General features: G+C 46.0%; 10 protein-coding genes. 8 read left to right on the top strand and 2 right to left on the bottom strand.

The features are described from left to right. Window positions 1-105: 105 nt before the first annotated feature. On the bottom strand, window positions 106-957 hold the full coding sequence (locus tag KAI37_RS04825) for an aldo/keto reductase (RefSeq protein WP_104496605.1): 852 nt from the start codon (window positions 955-957) through the stop codon (window positions 106-108). A gap of 680 nt (window positions 958-1,637) precedes the next feature. Between KAI37_RS04825 and KAI37_RS04830 the strand changes: the two genes are divergently transcribed. From KAI37_RS04830 to KAI37_RS04850, 5 genes are all read left to right on the top strand, one after another. Beyond that, window positions 1,638-5,666: a DUF5695 domain-containing protein gene (locus KAI37_RS04830; protein ID WP_220030825.1), complete on the top strand. Its 4,029-nt coding sequence runs from the start codon at window positions 1,638-1,640 to the stop codon at window positions 5,664-5,666. Window positions 5,667-5,747: 81 nt separating this feature from the next. After that, window positions 5,748-7,205, top strand: coding sequence for a glycoside hydrolase family 127 protein (locus tag KAI37_RS04835; RefSeq protein ID WP_258383079.1), 1,458 nt, complete (start codon window positions 5,748-5,750; stop codon window positions 7,203-7,205). 438 nt (window positions 7,206-7,643) lie between these two features. Then, window positions 7,644-8,591, top strand: coding sequence for a stalk domain-containing protein (locus KAI37_RS04840; RefSeq protein WP_220030826.1), 948 nt, complete (start codon window positions 7,644-7,646; stop codon window positions 8,589-8,591). A gap of 4 nt (window positions 8,592-8,595) precedes the next feature. After that, on the top strand, window positions 8,596-11,877 hold the full coding sequence (locus KAI37_RS04845; RefSeq protein WP_220030827.1) for a DUF5704 domain-containing protein: 3,282 nt from the start codon (window positions 8,596-8,598) through the stop codon (window positions 11,875-11,877). A 501-nt stretch (window positions 11,878-12,378) separates the two neighbouring features. Continuing rightward, window positions 12,379-14,919, top strand: coding sequence for a rhamnogalacturonan lyase (locus tag KAI37_RS04850; protein ID WP_220030828.1), 2,541 nt, complete (start codon window positions 12,379-12,381; stop codon window positions 14,917-14,919). Between the two features lie 335 nt (window positions 14,920-15,254). Here the strand turns inward: KAI37_RS04850 and KAI37_RS04855 are convergent, their stop codons facing one another. Beyond that, a complete protein-coding gene (locus KAI37_RS04855; RefSeq protein WP_076293406.1) occupies window positions 15,255-16,304 on the bottom strand; it encodes a substrate-binding domain-containing protein in 1,050 nt (349 codons plus the stop codon). A gap of 409 nt (window positions 16,305-16,713) precedes the next feature. On the opposite strand from KAI37_RS04855, the gene KAI37_RS04860 reads away from it, so the two are divergent. Genes KAI37_RS04860 through KAI37_RS04870 form a run of 3 tightly spaced genes read left to right on the top strand, consistent with a single transcriptional unit; the run spans window position 16,714 to window position 20,223 of the window. Further along, window positions 16,714-17,676, top strand: a complete 963-nt coding sequence (locus tag KAI37_RS04860; protein WP_071639742.1) for an ABC transporter permease — start codon at window positions 16,714-16,716, stop codon at window positions 17,674-17,676. A gap of 15 nt (window positions 17,677-17,691) precedes the next feature. Beyond that, on the top strand, window positions 17,692-18,573 hold the full coding sequence (locus KAI37_RS04865) for a carbohydrate ABC transporter permease (RefSeq protein WP_071639743.1): 882 nt from the start codon (window positions 17,692-17,694) through the stop codon (window positions 18,571-18,573). Between the two features lie 60 nt (window positions 18,574-18,633). Continuing rightward, window positions 18,634-20,223, top strand: a complete 1,590-nt coding sequence (locus KAI37_RS04870; RefSeq protein ID WP_220030829.1) for an ABC transporter substrate-binding protein — start codon at window positions 18,634-18,636, stop codon at window positions 20,221-20,223. Window positions 20,224-20,247 lie beyond the last annotated feature (24 nt).

A 20,247-nucleotide genomic window follows, 5' to 3' on the forward strand; every position in this document is an offset into this window, starting at 1 on the left:
CCCATCCGGTTATTGGATGGGCGGTTTCAATTAGGTTTACGTTTACCCTAAATTGTTGGTTCTTTTGGCGTAATCAAAACCTACGGGTGATCTTTTGAAAGAGGGTTAGATATCGAGTTTACGGGTACCGATCCATTTCACCATGTCAGGATCGCGATGTGAAAAGAACAGGCTCTGTTTCGTATCTAACGTAGTAATCGACTCCATATCCTCTGGGCTTAACTCAAAGTCAAAGATATCGAAGTTTTCGATAATTCTCTCTTTACGAACAGACTTTGGAATCACAACAACTTCTCTTTGTGCCAACCAGCGTAAAACCACCTGAGCAACAGATTTATTATACTTTTCAGCTATGGATACCAAGATTTCATGCTGGAACAAGTTGTTTTTCCCTTCAGCAAAAGGCGCCCAGGATTCGATCTGAACATTATTCTCTTTCATGAATTTTGCATTTTCGATTTGCTGGTTGAATGGGTGCGTTTCAACCTGGTTTACGGCAGGAACTACTTCATTATGAATAATCAAATCGATCAGGCGATCCTCATGGAAGTTACTAACGCCGATTGCACGGACCTTTCCTTCACGATACAATTCCTCCATAGCGCGCCAAGAACCAAACACATCTCCATATGGCTGGTGAATTAAATACAAATCCAAATAATCCAACTGCAATCTTTCCAGTGATTTTTCAAATGCCTTTTTTGTACGCTCATAACCAGTATCCTGAACCCAAAGTTTCGTAGTGATAAATAACTCCTCTCTTGCCACGCCACTACGTTTGATCGCTCTGCCAACTGCTTCTTCATTTAGATAGGAGGCAGCGGTATCAATCAGCCGATAGCCTGCCATAATAGCGTCATAAACACTTTGTTCACATTCATTTGCATCTTGGATCTGATAAACACCAAAACCGAGTATAGGCATCTCAATCCCATTGTTCAAAGTTACTTTTTGCATATAAAATCCTCCAGTATTTTTAATTATTATGTGTAAATCAACTACAATCCATATTCTTAACAGACATCCACTTCACATCCTTATTATGCACCAGATGACAAAGCAATCGTTATCCCGTTCGTGCCAAATGTTTGCCTAATCCTCTCACTACCACCTATTTAACAGATACATATGGACTATACTAGTTTTCATACGCGACTCAGATTTTTCCCCATACCCTATCCCAAAAATTCTTTACATACGCAGACTCCAAATTCTACCTTAGGAGCGAATCTATCTTAATAAATACCCTCACATCTGGAAAAAACCAACGTATCGATTCCCCACTACAGCAATTCATAATAAATTCTCGATTTTAAAGTGTCTGTTTGTATGATTTGATCAAACCCCGATGTATCTATGAAAGTCTTGCCTTATTTAAATAGAAAAAATCTCGTTACAACAGCGATCGGAAGAATGATCTGTATGTGCAGCGCTCGCTACTCACCACTATAACTCATCTCATGATTAGGTTGAAATCCTATATAAATCGGTTGAAAATGTTGATTTTACCAATGGACAAGGATTTGTACAATAGAGTTGTAACGCTTACATTTCCAAGGAGGTTGCGGCGAAATGAAGAGACTTCAGGTGATTGGCAAGCAAATCAGGACCCCGAGATCCAAAAGGAGGCCGTGTTGATGAAATTTAAGGGAATATTGGCGGCATTTTTGTTTTTAACCACAGCGTCTGTGTTGTTTGGGACGCATACGGCAGAGGCCCATGAACTATCTAATGACAAGCTGACGATTCAGACAGGCGAGCATGGAGAAATTTCATCAATACGTATCAAAGGAGATGCATTTCCGACTGAATATGTGATGAACGCAACGGTTACACCTGAGCAGAACACCGCAGATCATCAGTGGCTAGGGGAGCTGATGTTCACGTACCGATTGGATGGAGGCAGCTGGACGAAGGCATGGACGAACAAGTCGGCAGACGCACGTAAGATCACAACCAGTGGTAACCGTGTCACTGTCACGTACGAGAATTCTACTAATGCAGAAGGCATACGCAATTTTAAAGTCATCGAAACGTATTCGGCAGAGTCGAATGGTTCGGTGCTGTGGAATATACAGGTGCAGAATACAAGTGGAAAAAAATTGGAAATTGGCGATTTCGGTTTGCCTCTGCCTTTTAATGAGCAGTGGACCAACGGTGATGCGATCTACGAAACTAGAGTGGTGACGCATTCCTTTGTCGGCAATAACAGCTCCTATATTACAGCTGGGCGTCCCAGCGGCATTGGTTCTTCCCTGCTGCTGATTCCTGATTCCACAACGGGTGCGGGCTTTGAGTATCAGGATCACTGGCGGGATGAGGAGCATCCGGGCAGTAAATGGGCCTGGAACCCGGCCAACGAAGGCAAATGGCTGGAAGGACTCAATGTATTTTATATTCATTCCAATGTCATCAAGTCCACCAATCGGGGGTATTTGCCCAATACAAGCCTGATCCTGAATCCTGGTCAAAGCAAAAACTATGGCTTCAAGTTTCTGGCGGTGAAGGACGAGCATGATGTAAAAGATACGTTGTACCAAGAAAACTTGGTGGATACAACAGTCGTACCTGGCATGATCGTGCCTACGAATCAAAAAGCGAAGGTGGACCTGCGCTCCAAGCAGGCGATCAGCAAAGTAACCTATCCAGACGGAAGCGTTATTCCGCAGACAGATAGCAAGGCCGGAGGACATTACATTTATGAACTGAAATTTACTAAGCTGGGCCCGAACTTCATAACGGTAGAATACGGCAACGGCAACAAAACGGTGTTACAGTTCTATGCCATCGAGCCGATTGATCAGGCGTTGCAACGGCATGCTACATTTATGGTCGACAAAACCCAATGGAACGTACCGGGTGATCTGCGCGACAAGGTATTTGACGATTGGATGATGCATACCAAATCCAAACGCAACATTTTCAACGGCTATTGGGGCTGGGGAGACGATTGGGGTCTGACCCACGGACAGTTCCTGGCTGAGAAAAACACACTGTCTCCAGTCGCCAAAGAGGTGCGGGCAGTAGACGATTATTTGGAGACGGCGATCTGGACAAATCTGATGAACGGACATCATGAGGATTATTTAATTCATGATTTCTTGATGCCAGAGCCTAACGATACACCGACCTATCGAGGGTATGCGTATCCACACGTATACAACACGTATTTCAGCATGTACAAGATTGCCAAGGAATACCCGGATCTTGTCACTTACAAGCATCCAAAGGAAACCTATTTGCTGCGGGCGTATAACATTTTCAAAGCATTGTATGAAGGGCCAGTCGCGTACAACTGGGAAACAGGTTTGATGGGCGAACTGACCACACCGGATATTATTCAGGCACTTCATGATGAAGGCTATGATGATGAAGCGAATGATCTCAAGGAAAAAATGGATCGTAAATATAACAATTTTAAAAATACAAAGTATCCTTACGGTTCTGAATATAGCTATGACAATACAGGGGAAGAGGCTGTATATACGTTAGCCAAGCAGAATATAGATACAGAGGGCGAGCAAAGTAAAGCCCTGGAAATGATGAGTAAAATTAATGCCAAAACCCGTGCGGCACGCGGTCACATGCCCGTATGGTACTACTACACCGATCCGGTGACGATTACCGGGGAGAACTGGTTTAACTTCCAGTACACGACTTCGCTTGCTGGATATGCGATGGATGACTGGATTCGCCATCATGAGGACAATCACCGTGAGGAACAACAACGGTTGTCCTATGCAGCTAAAATTGCCAATGTTGGAGCGATTAACTCCGGGCAAATCAGCTCGGACCCTGAGAACATCGGGGCGGTCGCATGGACGTATCAAGCGGAAAAAGGCAATAACGGCACGAACGGCACTGGCGGCGGTAAAAATGTTCCGCTCTTTAACGGCTGGCGCGGCATGAGCGGTGAGGCTGATCTCGGATTGTTCGGTGCGCTCAAAACATTAAGTGCTGATATCGCGATTGATCCTATTTTCGGATTGACGGGCTACGGTGCAGAGGTGAGCAAAAGCGGCAACGTGTATACAATCAAGCCGCTGGACGGTCTCTTCAAGCGGGTCAATCTGATCACGGAAAAGCTGTATATCGAGCTGGAAAAGGACCAATATACAGAAGCAAAGTTGGCAACATCCAAGGATTACGTATGGCTCCAACTGAAAAATCAAACGCCGGGCCAAGCCCATTCCACGTACGTTACATTTGACGGTTTGAAGAAAGGAACGTATCTGGTTAAAGTGGGCAGTCAATCGCAAGGAAAGTTTAATGCGTATGCGACCACCAACAAACTTAAATTGGAGATTGGTACAGCATCCTCCTATACGGTAGAGCTGACACCGACCACACCTGATCCGAACAAAGCACCTATCGTGGATGCTGGCAAAGATTCGAAGGTAAAGCTGCCGGATCAGATCATTCTGAAAGGCACGGCTACGGATGATGGGCTTCCGCAAGGAAAGGTGACAAACGAATGGAGTCTGGTCGAAGGACCACAGGACGCGAAGGTCACATTCAGTAACAAAACATCGCTGCGCACGAAGGTGGACGTTTCCGAGCCAGGAACGTATGTGTTCAAGCTGACAGCCAGCGATTCTCAGTTGTCAGCGGAGGCTAAAGTAACGGTGATAGCTGAACCGGCGGCTCCGTTACTTGAACAGCTTGCAGTTTACAAGTTTGATGAAACAAGCGGTTCTGTAGTTGCGGATTCATCGGACAGTGGCAATGATGCTGCCGTGAAGGGAACGGCAGCATGGGCTGCGGGTAAAACAGGCAATGCTGTCAGCCTGAACGGCAAGGACAGCTATGTGCAGCTTCCGGCGGGTATTGTCAGTCGGACACAGCAATTGACCGTATCCGGCTGGGTCAAAGCGAACAGCCTGAGCGATTATGTGCGGATTTTTGACTTCGGCTCCGGGACGAATGAATATATGTTCCTGACGCCTAAAGCAGGAAACACCATGCTGTTTGCTATTACCAACCAAGGCAACGGGCAGGGACAGGAGCAGACGATTGAAGGCCCTGTACTGCCGACAGGCGTATGGAAGCATGTTGCGGTCACGCTTTCGGGTTCCACAGGTATTTTGTACGTGGATGGAAAAGAAGTGGGACGAAATACCAACCTGACCTTGAATCCTACCAGTCTGGGTCAGACCAAAAATAATTTTATCGGCAAATCTCAGTACCCTGATCCGTACTTCAATGGTCTAGTGGATGAATTCCGTATCTACAGCCGTGCTTTGAATGCAACCGAGGTGGCAGGTCTGGCCTCTGGTACAGCACAGAGCTTAACGGGAGCCGAGAAAATCACGGCTTTAAAAGAAGTAAACGTGACGACTCGTGCGGGTGAAAAACCCGAACTGCCAAGCGTTGTGGAAGCTACGTATGGAGAAGGCTCCACCAAATGGGTGGCTGTGGAATGGGAGGAAATAGACCCTGCACAATATGCTGCTCCAGGTTCGTTTGAGTTGAAGGGCAAAGTAGAAGGGACAGAGTTAAAGGCAATTGCGAAGGTAACCGTGATTGAGGCTGGGGCTGCGGATTCATCGGTAACACCGGTTAGTCCGGAGAATTCAGTAACCCCGCCAACTACGACATCCCAGACAACATCTGCCTTACCGCCTCGGCCTGTCAACTCCGCTAAATCAGCGGGGTATCCTGAATGAGAGGCAACAACGCATAGTCATGAGTAACCTTTCCCATCGTCACTTTCCTCCTGAAAAAGGGAGAGTGGCGGTGGGTATGTCATTGGCGGGAATAGCTTTGGAGAATATTTTGGAGCGCCAGATGGCTTAAATGATCGCATCGGGCCTCATACGACGGAGACGTGCAACACCTATAACATGCTCAAGCTGACAAATCATCTGTTTCAATGGAATGTTTCCGCCAAGGAAGCGGACTTTTATGAGCGAGGTCTATTCAATCATATTTTGGCTTCGCAGGACCCGGTTCACGGGGGCGTAACGTATTTTTTGTCACTGGCGATGGGCGGCCACAAGCATTTTGAAAGCAAATTTGATGATTTTACGTGCTGTGTCGGCACAGGGATGGAAAACCATGCGAGCTACGGCAGCGGCATTTATTTTCACGATCACGATAAGCTGTATGTCAATCAGTTCATTGCTTCCACGCTGGAATGGAAGGACACGGGCGTTACGCTAAAACAAAACACTTCCTATCCAGATACAGATCATACAACGCTGGAGATTCAATGCGATCAACATGCCTCATTTATGCTACTCATCCGCTATCCATATTGGGCTGAAAAAGGAATTACCATTCGTGTAAATGGCAAGGAACAATCGGTCGTATCGGAACCGGGCAGCTTTGTCTCCATCGCCAGAACGTGGATTGACGGTGATGTTGTAGAGGTGACGATTCCGATGTCGCTGAGACTGGAGCAGATGCCAGATAACCCGGATCGGGCAGCTGTCATGTATGGACCGCTGGTGCTGGCAGGCGACCTGGGACCCTTAGAAGATCCTAAAGCCAAGGATTTCCTGTACACACCAGTATTCATCCCCCAAGCGGAAAAGCTGGACGCCTGGATTCAGCCCGTGGAGGGCAAGACCAATACGTTTCGTACCTTAAATGCAGGGCATCCCCAGGATGTGGAATTGTCTCCTTTGTATAAAATGCATGACTGTACGTATTCCGTATACTGGGACATTTTTACCAAGGAAGCGTGGCAGGAGGCGGAACAGGAATACACAGCGGCACGCGAAAAGCTGGTGATTCTGGAGCAGTGCACGATTGATTTTGCCCAACCCGGAGAAATGCAGCCGGAGCGAGATCATAACTTCCAGGGAGATGCTTCGACTCGCACCGGATATGTGAATAACCGACCTTACCGGAATGCGGGAATTGACGGCTGGTTTTCTTTTGATCTGAATACAGATCCGTCTGCTCCAATGCTGTTGGTCATTACCTACACAGCTACGCTGGAAATGCCTAACTGTGGTTTTGATATTTTGATTAACGGTCATCCGCTTGAGCATTTTAGTGAAGGTTTTGATGAGGCCGATAAGTTTTACAACGTTAATGCTGCTATTCCGGCTGCATATCTGGAGGGTAAGGATCAAGCGACGGTGACCTTCAAGGCCAAGCCGGGACAGCGTATCCGCAGATTGTTTGGGCTGAGGATGGTCAACAAGGACGTGTATGAGCAACTCTATCAAGCTGGAAGTTCAGGTATACATGAATGATCTTTGAAATGTTTCGTGAGAGAAAAGTAACGTTTGATTTTTAGTCCGGTATGATTTATGATGTAAGAAATATTGGATGATGCTGGAATAATCCATATGGTGGTATGAGCTGATATATTCATAGTTTTGTTGCGCGTGAAGCACACGGGCTGTTTCTTCCTTCATAGGGGAGAGGCAGCCCTTTTTTGTTAATATTTTGCGGAAATATAAACTTTTTTAAAGAGTCAGTTCTATGATTTAGGGGGAGGGATTGCTCAATAGAGTCTATTTGTTAGGAATGCTTTGTATTAGAAGTTTTTCTTATAGATTTTGTAATAGGGAAACCCTATAATATATAAGTTGTATCCAGTATTTTCCGAAAGTGGGGATGCGATAAGTTTATGAGATTAGAGATGATATACATAGTTTAAAGTTTAAGCTGACAAAGGGGATAGAGAGATGAGTATGAAAAAATGGATGTTGAGTTTGACCGCAGTCACGTTGCTATGGGGCGCGACAAGTACGATTCCAACGACGGAGGCAGCAAGCAGCACCAAACCCATTGAAGTCTTGTTAAACGCGAAAAAAATACAGTTTCCAGATGCTAAACCTTTTCAGGATAGTAACGATTATGTGATGGTTCCGATTCGTTTTGTATCCGAAGCGCTAGGGGCTAAGGTTGGCTGGGAGAAAACAGGCGGTCAATTGGCTGTGTCGATTAAAAATGATGCACATGCTGTTAACATGACAGTGGGTCAAAACACCGCTACCGTGGATGGACAGACCAAAACGTATGAAACGAAGATTATTTTGAAGCAAAACCGTACGTTTGTGCCGCTGCGGTTGGTAAGCGAAGGCCTGGGACAGACGGTAGAGTGGGATAAGGTTAGCCGCTGGGTCTGGATTGGAAAGAAAGAAATTGCTGCGCTGGAGACTAAGGGCCTGCAACCCGTTAGTATTAATCCGTACAAGAAAGCAATTAACACTGTACCGAACCTCATAAACGATGTTTCAGATAAGCCATACGACAAAGTGGTGATCTTCAAACAATCTGACCTGCCTGTTAAGCTGCTTCGGGATATTTATTCAGTTGAACCTTATACATCTTCGAAGGGGGTTCCTTACCTGCGTATGAGGGTGAAAACGAAGTCTACTACAGCAGGGAGCATATTTTATTTGACGAAGAACAAAGATGCACGTGTGCGCTTTCCGATGGATGACTTGATGCAAGATAACGGAGATGGTACAAAGATGGTCTATTACCCAATTTATTCGTCTGGTGATGAACTCTTTCAAGGCATTAAAAATTATAAATCTTTTAAACTCCAAGACATTGAATATATTGCATTCGGATTAGCGTCAAGGGAGTATATTCCGATGATGGTCAATCCATGGAAAGGTAATTAAGCGCATGAAGAAGGCACAACGCATTCTGGCCGTAATGCTGGTGGGGGTACTGCTATTCTTGCAGCTCCCGCCTTTTTCATATCCCACGGACAAGGCTGCAGCCGATACAGAAATTACACCACTGTCCTATTTTGCAGATAGGAATGATCGCTACTTTGTCGGCATGATGTATTTTGATATGTGGAAGAATACCGCTGGAACTTGGGTCACTGATGGCGGTAAGCAGCCCGATAAGGACATGCAGGGTGAAGCCAAATTTACTTACAAGTTTAATTTTCCGGGCCGTAAAATCAAGAATGTTACAGCTAGCTTGTATACAAAAGCAGATAATTTGAGCCACCCAGAATATTTTCAGCAATCCCGTTCCGATAGCTACGATGAGTACGCCTACGCGATTAGTAGAGGCACGGATTATAAGAAGGATGTTCGTCCCTTCCAGGAGCAGGGGCTTGGTACGGATACCACTGTAATTCCTATTACTGTAAATATAAGGCTGAATGCGATGGTTCAAGCTAAAAATATAAAAGAAGAGAGTTGCCCTACCTGCGCAAAGGAAGTAGAAGCCTGGCGCATCTACCAGCCCATCCTGTTCAAGATCGAACTGGAGAGCAGTCTAATCGTCAAGCATTTTACCACTGACGGAAAATCTCTTAACAACGTATTTACACCAATAGAAGATGAACTAAAAGCTGATCAACTGTATGATTTCACCCCGCCAACCAACCCGAAATATGAGTATGTGGGTTATAAGAAAAGCACGACAGGTAAACCGCCAAGCGGAGATATTTTGCCGGGAATTGTACCCGGATTCACCTATGACGGTTCTTTTGAGCAGTTTACCGCTTATTTGTATTACAAAGAAGCCCAGGGCTGTCCTAAGCCTGGAGAAAGCCAAGAGGGAGCACCCTCAGATTGCCAAGATGATGATGAAAACAAGAACGGTGTTGTCTGCTCCCGCCCCGTTCCAGGTCTGCGCTTGGAAACTGCCGAATTGGACCCGACAGTATCTGCCGTTATCAAAGCGGACCAGCGTGGTCGGGAACGATTTGACGTATCCAAAGGTATTCCTACATCTGAAAGCCTATATGGTCATGTGCAAGCGAAGAGATACCTTTTTCAACATAAGTTTGTGAACATGACAGGCCAGTGTACCTATACAGTGAACGTAAAACGGGAATATCGATTGACCTGGCGGCCTAAGAAAAAATCTCGGCGGAGTGAGACTGTGAAGCGAACCTATACTTACCAAATCGTCCGTCCGTATTCTTATTGGACGATAGATAATTTGGAGGTGTACGGCATCAAGGAGGCTACGCTCCGAAATTATGCGTTACCCAACGAAGCAATCACTTTGCGTCCGCAATCCTATACACCCCCTTCCTATGTTGCAGCGACTCAGGGCAACTTTTATCCGCCCCCTGCACCCGGGACAGTGGATGGCGGTAGCCGTAGCAAAAACGGTGGCAGCAGCAAACCGAGTGTACCTGATGACCGTAGTGTACTGAAATCCAAGGCAGAGGGGGCTGTTAAGGAAATCGAAGTGGAGAACGACACTCTAACCTTTGAAAACAAGATCATTATGAATCCAGAGCGTGTTAAGGTGAATGGTCCTAGGCCAGGCGTTATTCCCTCTTCTGGAGAGATTGGGCCGGATGTGCTGTATAGTCCAGATCATGTGATTGATAAGCATAAGATAAATAAGTCCAATACGCCCAGCAGCGGTGACATCACTTACGCTATTCTCAAAGGAAATATCAATGGAGGTGCGGATAAAACGTTCCCGATACAGGGGATCAATACAGTGACTGTCCACACTCCCGTAGTGAATCTGTCTAGTGTGTCGGACGATGCTGCTCATAACCAGAAAACCCAACCTACGAAAGGGCGATCCGCGCTTATTTTGGAGCGCCCTTTCCGGGTGACGATCTCGACAGCAGGCCCACATTTGAACATTCCCGGCTATGGTGATCGGGAGTATGCCAAATATGTACGAACCAAGCAGGTGCGATTTCCGTTCGATGTCTACGACAAAGGGAAGATACAATTTTATCCGCGGGATACCTGGATCGACATTCCGGTGCAGCAGCTCGACACAGACTTTTATTTGCCCGTATGGGTGGATGAAGGCAACTATACAGTTGAGTTCCGTACCATTGCCGAAAATGCACCGGACGGGTTCACCGAACAGCGCCATGCCAATACGGATATCGCCCATCATGTTGCCAATGATGTGGTAAATATAGAGGTCATCGGACGGATGTACGATTTTCATATCACGGATATTGCCGATTACCATTGGGAGCGGGTGTTTCGGCAGCGAAAAGGAAGCCCGATGCATAGCGGTTTGTCCTATTGGACGGGGCTTGGCAATATTGACGGGTTGCCCAGAGGGAACCCGGAGCCATTCACCTTGCCCGTTCGTCCCGGCAGTCACCCATATGAAGGTTATGCAAATGCGACGGTCAAGACAGGCTATCATTTCAAGTTTGACCTCAAAACCAAAGGCAATATGTTTAGCGCCAAGGACGGTATTCGCATCACGCCATCGTTCTATTGGGTGAGCAAAGATGGGCGACAGCGGGAAGAGGTGGATCTGTATACACATTCCGGCAGTCGAAAATTTATCCGTTTGGGATCGGCGGAGGACCGGGAAAAGCGATATGTTATTTTGAATGAACGGCTACGCAATGTGCCGATGGAGGAAATGCAGGACACGTCAGCCTACCAATACAAGCATGAGCTGAGTGAAGCACAGCAAAGCCAGTTGACACTGGAACGTTATGTTTCCCTGTATGCCCACCGTATTGCACGCAGCAAGACCTGGATTGGACGTTACGACTGGCTGGTACTGCCTGCGGCTGTGCGTACCTTGATTGGTCCGAAGACAGACCTGCCAGATGGGGTCAACGTGGATCGCGCTAATGCGTCGATTCAGCGCTGGTATGGTGAATATAGCCTGCCTGCTGATGTGTACGCAGTCACTCAAGGCACAGATTTGCGCGAGGTCAGTCGCCGTCAGGAGCTAAACGAGCATACAGATATATTCAAGAAAACGGGCTTTATCGTCGTCAACTTTAATGTGGAGTCACTGCGTCAGGGGGACACCCAGCATCCTCATTTACAGTATATAAATGGTCCGCTATTGAACCAGTGGCAACTGGAGGGTTACCGCAGAGAGATAAAAGACCTGTACGGGCATACCTTTCGTTTACAGGACGGGGATGTAGTATTTTATCATGCGGATCAGTCCAGTCGGGATGATTTCAGTTCATTTGTCCCTCACTAGCTTGCAGTAATCAAGACGAATCCTTATCAATAGTTAGCGCGAAAAATACGAAAACGGACAATGGGAACAATCCACCGTCCGTTTTTTTATATTTCCTTTTGAGTTTATGCGAATATTTTTGCAGTCCGCTGCCTTAATGGGGAGTTTGGCGGTGTCGGGTATTCCATATCAGAAATGGGTTCGCTTCTTTTGGCCGTTACTGGCCGCCTAGTTCGTACTGGGTGCAGTATTCGTGGTTGTAGCTCAAATTATTGGATATCACTAAAATGTAAAAGGAAAATTAGATATATATTGAGCCCTCAGTATGCCGTTAACAGGCTTGGTGAGGGCTGTTTTATTTGGAATGAGTAAACAACACGGTTTTGTGTAGAGAAATCCTCGGATATTTAAACGCGTTTGGGGGAACGGCAAAACTATAATAATAGGGAATTTAATTTATGTAAGCGCAATCATTTCAGGTATTTGCTTGTCATCACAATACATTTGAGGAGGACGACCTGGATGGCTCAAGGGAAAGGCGCATGGCGAAAGGGAAGCTTGACCGCCGCGTTGGCAGCAATGCTGGCGATGACGGGGACGACTGGAGGAGTGGCTGCGGAAGACTTGTCCGAACCGACGCTGCAGGCGGAATCAGCAATCGCAGTTGAACAGAACCGTAGCGGCAGCATTCAGCTGGAAAAGCTGGATCGCGGACTGGTAGCTGCGGTGACGCAGGAGGGGGTATTTTTAAGCTGGCGGTTATTGGCTCAAGAAGTGAACGGTTACGGTTCAACGGGGCTGACAGGAGCGGACTTTAACGTATACCGTGACGGTAAGAAGATCGCGACAGTGACCGACAGTACCAACTATGTGGATAAGGAAGGGAATGGGAAATCGGTATACAGAGTAGCTTCAGTCGTTAATGGACGGGAAAAGGATCGTAGCGCCAAAGTGAAGCCATGGCAACAAGGTTACTATGAACTTCCTCTCCAAAAGCCTGCCGATGGCGTAACACCCGCAGGTGAATCTTATACTTATTCGGCCAACGATATGAGTGTGGGGGATGTGGATGGAGACGGACAATATGAATTTTTTGTAAAATGGGACCCGTCCAACTCCAAAGATGTATCTCAGAAGGGGTATACCGGAAATACGTATGTTGATGCGTATACGGCCGAAGGCAAGCTGTTGTATCGGATCGACCTGGGCGTGAATATTCGATCAGGTGCGCATTATACACAGATGATGGTGTACGATTTTGACGGCGATGGTAAAGCCGAGCTGATGTTCAAAACGGCACCAGGGACCAAAACGATTTCTTTTGATAAGAAGGGCAAGCCGAAAAAAGAAAAATATATTACTCTGCCACGTGAGGATCGCAAAGCAGGAATTACACATGAGGACGATTACCGTTTGAGTCGCTCGGATTATTATGAGCATGTGGTGAACATGTTCATGAACTGGACGAAGCATGAAGAAGTGGTCAAGGGAAAATGGCCTGCTACGCTGGAGGAATGCTTTGGCATCGCTCCGAAGTACAGTTATCCGTTATCCCGAAAGGATGCGGAAAGCCTGACAGACTACTTTATGGATGTATACGCACCTTCACGGAGCGACAAAAACAAGCTTAGAGAGTTCGAGGGCTTTATTGTCGATGGACCAGAATATTTGACGATTTTCAAGGGGAAAACGGGAGCTGAGCTGGATACCGTCCGTTATGAGCCAGAGCGTCATGACGATGGTCTCATGTGGGGAGACTACGCCATGGCCCGAATTGAACCCGCCAACCGTGTAGACCGCTTCCTGGCAGGTGTAGCTTACCTGGACGGACGCAAGCCGTACGCCGTATTTGCACGCGGCTATTATACGCGTTCCACTTTGGCCACCTACACATGGGATGGCCGCCATCTCCAAAAACATTGGATGGTGGACAGTGGCTGGACACCGATGACCAATCCATTTAACGATAGTCCGCACGGGCGTGATGGAACGGACCGGAAATTTGGCACCTTGACCACACAGGGAGCGCATTCTTTGAGCGTGGTGGATGTGGACGGTGATGGCAAGGACGAAATCGTATACGGTTCCGCCACGATTGACCATGATGGCAGCCTGTTGTACAGCTCATTTGATGTCATGCCTCCTGAAAGTGCAACTCCGGGTCAAACCGCCAGATTGGGGCACGGCGATGCACTGCATGTAACCGATATTGACCCGGATCGCCCCGGCAAAGAAATCTTTATGGTACATGAAGGTGGCACCTACGCTCCATATGGCTATTCTTTGCGGGATGCCAAAACGGGTGAAATCATTTACGGCGCATATTCCGGCAAGGATACAGGCCGGGGAATGGTCGGTGACATAGATCCGGATCAGCGAGGTCTGGAGACGTGGGCCATAGGCCTGTGGACCGCAGCGGGTAAACAGCTGGATACGAAGATGCCGGGTACCAATATGAGTATCAAATGGGCAGCTGATATGACCACACAAATCGTAAACGGCGCAATTGATGTAACTCCAACCATTGAGGATTGGAAACGAGGTACATTGTTGACCGCCACTGGAACGAAAACGAACAACTATACGAAAGGAACTCCATCGCTGGTAGCCGACATTTTCGGAGATTGGCGCGAGGAAATGCTCGTCCGCACAGCGGATAGTTCAGCAATCCGTATCTATCTGAGCACAGAGCCTACGACGCATAAATTGTACACGTTGATGCATGATCCGCAATATCGCACGGATGTGGCGCGCCAAAATACCGGGTATAATCAACCTTCCTATACGAGCTTTTACTTTGCGTCCGATATGGATTGGGCGAATGTGCCGATTCCCAAGCTCTACACGCCAAAAGCCTTGATGGAGGAAGAGAGCAGTGATGAGGTGGATGAGGCAAAGGCAGCGGAGGTAGATGAAAAAGAAGTCGATGAAATGAAAATCGATGAAACGAAAGTCGATGGGGCGGAAATAGATGCGAAGGAAATAGAGGGAGAGTCAGCAGCCCCAGTAGTTCCTGTAGTTCCTGTAGTTCCTGTAGTTCCTGTAGTTCCAGCAGAGGATTGATAAACGACTAGCTGAAGACTAAGATTCTATTTCGGCGTATAGATTAGTTAATGGATTTAGAAAAAAGGCAAGCCTCTGATTTTTAGAGGCTTGCCTTTTTGTATTCTTAAGTTTAAGAGTATAGACGACTCTATCCAAGGTCGGCATTTCTGGTTTTAGAACATCTCTAAAATAGCAAATCTGCTGAAAGTAGCGGAGAGGACGGAACGATTGCGAAAAAGCGTCAGCGGTCGCCTTTGTATCTGGATTTTTACCACTAGGCTATTTAATTAAATCCGGATACAACAGCGATTGGAGCAACGTTCCGTTCGCGGAGCGTCGTCAGAACACCTTTTTCATTTTTCTATTTGTAACACTGGAGTGGATTCTCTAAAGATCGGCTCTGTTCTGATATGCGTGATCTGATAAGGTCGGGAAGGATTTTTGACCCGCGCCAGTAGCATCTCAGCCGCCGTAATGCCCATTTCGTTGTTGTAGATATGCACGGTGGACAAATGAGGTTCCACAATCCGGGATTCAGGAGCATTATCAAACCCAAACACGGCAATATCGTCAGGAATTTTCAAGTTTTTATTTTTGAGCGCTTTCATAACACTGACGGCAATAAAATCATTGGCGCACACGAACGCAGACGGTAACACGCTCATGCCTTCCAATTGTTTATCCATCCAATCCGATTCGGAGAAAAAATTTCGGTCCTGATCGACGATACAGCAAGATAAATCCACATGTAGACCTGCTTCGATTAAAGCTCTGTTATATCCAACCCACCGCTCGTTGAAGCTTTTGCAATGCTTATAATCCCCGACAAACCCGATCCGTGTAAATCCACGATAAATCAGGCTTTTGGTGACAGAATGAACGCTATGTTCATTTTCCATCAGCAATAAATCCGCTTTCAAATCAGGATAAGAAATGTCCACAGAACAATCAATAAAGATCGTAGGCAGTCCCAAATCCGTAATGAGTTCAGTATATTGTGGATCAAACATTTCAATACAAATAATTCCATCCACCTTGGAGGCTTCAAAATTGTTAGGAAGTGTTCCTGCATGAATTTCATTTTCCCGCACAATATGAATCGACAGATTATATCCTTCTGCGCTTATTCTTTTCTCCAGACCACTGATGAGCAAGGAGCCAAAATGTGAGCTGTTCGGCAGATTGCATGTGACCAGAGCAATGTTACCTTGATTTTTCGGGATGATACTCTCCGTTTCCACATAGGCAAATTGCTTATATTTAAGTTCTATCGCTTTTTTAATGACCTTGTTTCTAGTATCAATCGGGATGCTATTACTACCGTTAATCGCTTTGGACGCGGTATTTCGGGAGATTCCCAAAGCGTCAGCAATGTCTTGAATGGTGACTTTTTCTTTCTTCATAGACAGGTTCCACCTTCACTAATAAATGGATTGCCTGAGAGGTACAATGTCCTCTTACGGCTTTCCGTACAGACCTAAAATGTATCCTAAATGTATAATAGTTCGCATAAAATAGCAATGTTAACATTACAAATGCGCAAATTATTTTTACTTTTGTAATTATGTAAAGGTAAAGCGTAAGTAGTCGTTGTTAATGGATAACTTTCAAATCTGGGTTATGAGCTATGACTATTATCGTTTATTGTTACAAAAATGTAGCTTTGAAACAAATATTTATGGTTAAATGTAAATAAATTATTTTACAAAAGTTATTGACGGATGATATTTCGATTTGGTAAATTGAAGATGAAAATTGTAAGCCTTTTCACATTTGGTGTACAGACGTTGATTACAGATTGGGGGAATGCAAATGGCGAACTTGGCTAAGGCAGCTCAAAGTAATGCCAAACTGGGGGAGCAAAGGTCCATTGTCAGCAAATTAAACTATATTCACAAGAACTACTTTCTTTATGTACTGCTGGCACCTGCACTAATTCTTACGATTCTTTTCAAATATGTCCCGATGTATGGGGCGATTATTGCGTTCAAGGATTTTAGCCCGCTCAAAGGGATTTGGGGAAGCGACTGGGTCGGGCTGAAATACTTCGCTAAATTTTTGAACTCACCGAATTTTACGGATATTTTCTTCAATACGCTGAAGCTGAGCTTCTATGGCCTTTTGCTTGGCTTTCCTGTACCGATCCTGTTGGCGGTTATGCTGAACCAAATCCGCAAAGCGGGATTGAAAAAGAATATCCAGCTTGTATTGTACGCACCTAATTTTATCTCTGTCGTTGTTATTGTGGGGATGTTGTTTATTTTCTTGTCTCCGACGGGACCGCTGAATCAAATCATCGCGTCGGTGACCGGCAACCCTGTGATCTTTATGACAGAGCCTGAATATTTCCGCTGGATTTATATCCTGTCTGGCATTTGGCAGGGGGCGGGGTGGTCTTCAATCATTTATGTAGCGGCGCTCGCGAATGTGGACCCTGAGCTACATAATGCAGCAAGTCTGGACGGGGCTAATCTGCTCCAGCGCATTTGGCATATTGATTTACCGACGATTAAACCGATTATGGCGATTGTTTTTATACTTGCAGCAGGAGGGATCATGTCGATTGGATTTGAGAAGGCGTATCTCATGCAGACATCCATGAATTTGCCTACTTCTGAAATTATTCCTACTTATGTGTATAAAGTCGGCTTGCAATCTGGCAATTACGCCTATTCTGCGGCTGTCGGGCTATTCAATTCCGTGATCAACGTAGTGCTGCTGCTGACCGTTAATTTTATCGTTAAGAAGCTCAATGAGGGAGAAGGGCTTTATTAGGAAAGGAGCCTCTTTATGCAAGTCAAACATTCCAATCTGGATCGCTTCATCCTAAGTGTGAATTACATTGTGCTCACTCTGGCTGTTTTGATTATCGTAGTTCCCTTGGGTTATATCGTCATTGCCTCATTTATGGACCCGACCGTTTTGTTAAGCAAAGGGCTATCATTTCGTATTTCTGATTGGAGTGTGGAGGGCTATCGGAAAATTTTGTCCAACCCGGCGATGCTCCGTGGATTTGCCAATTCGGTGTTCTATTCTTCATGTTTTGCCCTGATCTCTGTGACGGTTTCGATTTGCGCTGGCTATGCCTTATCGGTGAACAGCCTAGTGGGACGGAATTTCTTCATGACATTGTTTATCATCACCATGTTTTTCAGTGGAGGACTGATTCCTACCTACCTGCTGGTCAAGAATTTAGGGATGCTGGATACCGTATGGGCCATTCTCCTTCCCGGTGCAATCAACGTGTGGGATCTGATTTTGGCGCGAACCTTCTTTAAAGGTGTTCCAAATGAATTAAAAGAAGCTGCCAACGTGGACGGGGCTTCAGACTGGACGATATTTTTCAGAATTGTGCTGCCGCTGTCCAAGCCGATTATTTTTGTCATTGCGTTATATGCCTTTGTCGGTCAGTGGAATTCGTATTTCGACGCCATGATCTATTTGGATAATCCACAACTGCATCCGCTTCAATTGGTACTGAGATCTATCCTGATCCAGAATCAGACGATGCCAGGCATGATTAGTGATCAATTAGCGATGGCAGAGCTAAAACGTCTCTCTGAAATGATCAAATATTCATCTATTGTCATTTCAAGCCTGCCGTTGCTGGTGATGTATCCTTTTTTCCAAAAGTATTTTGAGAAAGGTGTTATGGTCGGCTCCTTAAAATAACAGGGCTGCACTTACCATACGCTACATGCTTCTTTACTTTATTCCATGGAGGTCATCCAGATGAAGATGCTCAAAACTGCCTCATTTGCCGCACTAGCGGCGATTTTGATTCTTTCCGGCTGCGGCAGCAGCAGTTCCTCTAATGAGAGCGAATCAACAGATGTGAATGGAAAAGTGACGCTTCACTTTTTAACCCAAAGCTCACCGCTTGCTCCGGCAGACCCGAACGACAAGCTGATTAACAAACGGCTGGAAGAAAAGACAGGCATTCATATTCGTTGGAAGAACTTTACCAGTGACCAGTTTGTTGAAAAAAGAAATCTGGCTATTGCTAGCGGGGATCTCCCCGATGCAGTGTTTGATGCGGGGTACTCCGATTATGATCTGCTCAAGCTAGCCAAAGACGGCGTCATTATTCCGGTAGAGGATTTAATCGAACAGCATATGCCGAATTTTAAAAAGGTGCTGGAGCAATCACCAGAATATAAGGCCATGTTGACCGCGCCGGATGGACATATTTACTCCTTTCCGTGGATTGAAGAATTAGGAACGGGAAAAGAAGCAATCCAGTCCGTGGATGATTTGCCGTGGATTAATGTGGAGTGGCTGAAGAAGCTAGGGTTGTCCATGCCCAAAACGACCGAAGAGCTGAAGCAGGTCTTAATTGCTTTTAAAATAAAAGATCCCAACGGCAACGGGCAGGCGGACGAAATTCCGTTATCGTTTATAGATAAACCGGGGGGTGAGGATTTAGCCTTTTTATACGGAGCCTTTGGCCTTGGAGAGAACTGGGATCATACAGTGGTGACAAACGATGGAAAAGTCGTATTTACAGCAGCAGATAACGGATATAAGGAAGCAGTCAAATATATTCATGATTTATACAAGGAAGGGCTGGTGGACATAGAGTCTTCCCAGCAGGATTGGAACACGTATCTAGCCAAAGGGAAGGATCACCGCTATGGCCTGTACTTTACATGGGATAAAGCGAATATTACAGGCACAAATAAAAAATATGACCTAATGCCGCCACTGGCTGGCCCGGATGGACATGTAAATGTCACACGGTCCAATGGTATTGGCTTCGATCGGGGGCGTATGGTGATCACCAGTACCAATAAGAAATTGGAAGCTACCGCCAAGTGGATTGACCAGCTCTATGATCCGATCCAGTCTATACAGAACAATTGGGGAACTTACGGGGATACCAAGCAGAAAAATATTTTTGAGTATGATACGACAAAGGGAATGCTGAAGCATCTACCACTGGAAGGATCAGCTCCGGTGGAAATCAGACAAAAGACGAACATTGGTGGACCGTTAGCTGTATTGGATGAATACTACGGAAAATACACCACGCAGCCAGAAGATGCCACATGGAGACTAGGTTTGCTCAAAAAGGTGATGGTTCCCCATATGCAGGCGGATCATAATTATCCCAAAGTGTTTTTCTCTATAGATGAGCTGGACCGCTTATCGACCATTGAAACCGATCTATTCGCCTATGTTCTCCGGAAACGTACGGAATGGTACCAGAACGGCAAGGTAGAGGAGGAGTGGCCGGAATATTTGCAGGAGCTGAACAGTCTGGGGCTACAGGAATGGTTGCAAATCAAGCAGGCGGGTTATGACAGAAATGCAAGTAAATGATTCTTTTTCGAGGGAGCTGGAGTA

Origin of the sequence: Paenibacillus sp. S25, from assembly GCF_019454085.1 — a bacterium.
GTDB lineage: Bacteria > Bacillota > Bacilli > Paenibacillales > Paenibacillaceae > Paenibacillus > Paenibacillus polymyxa_B.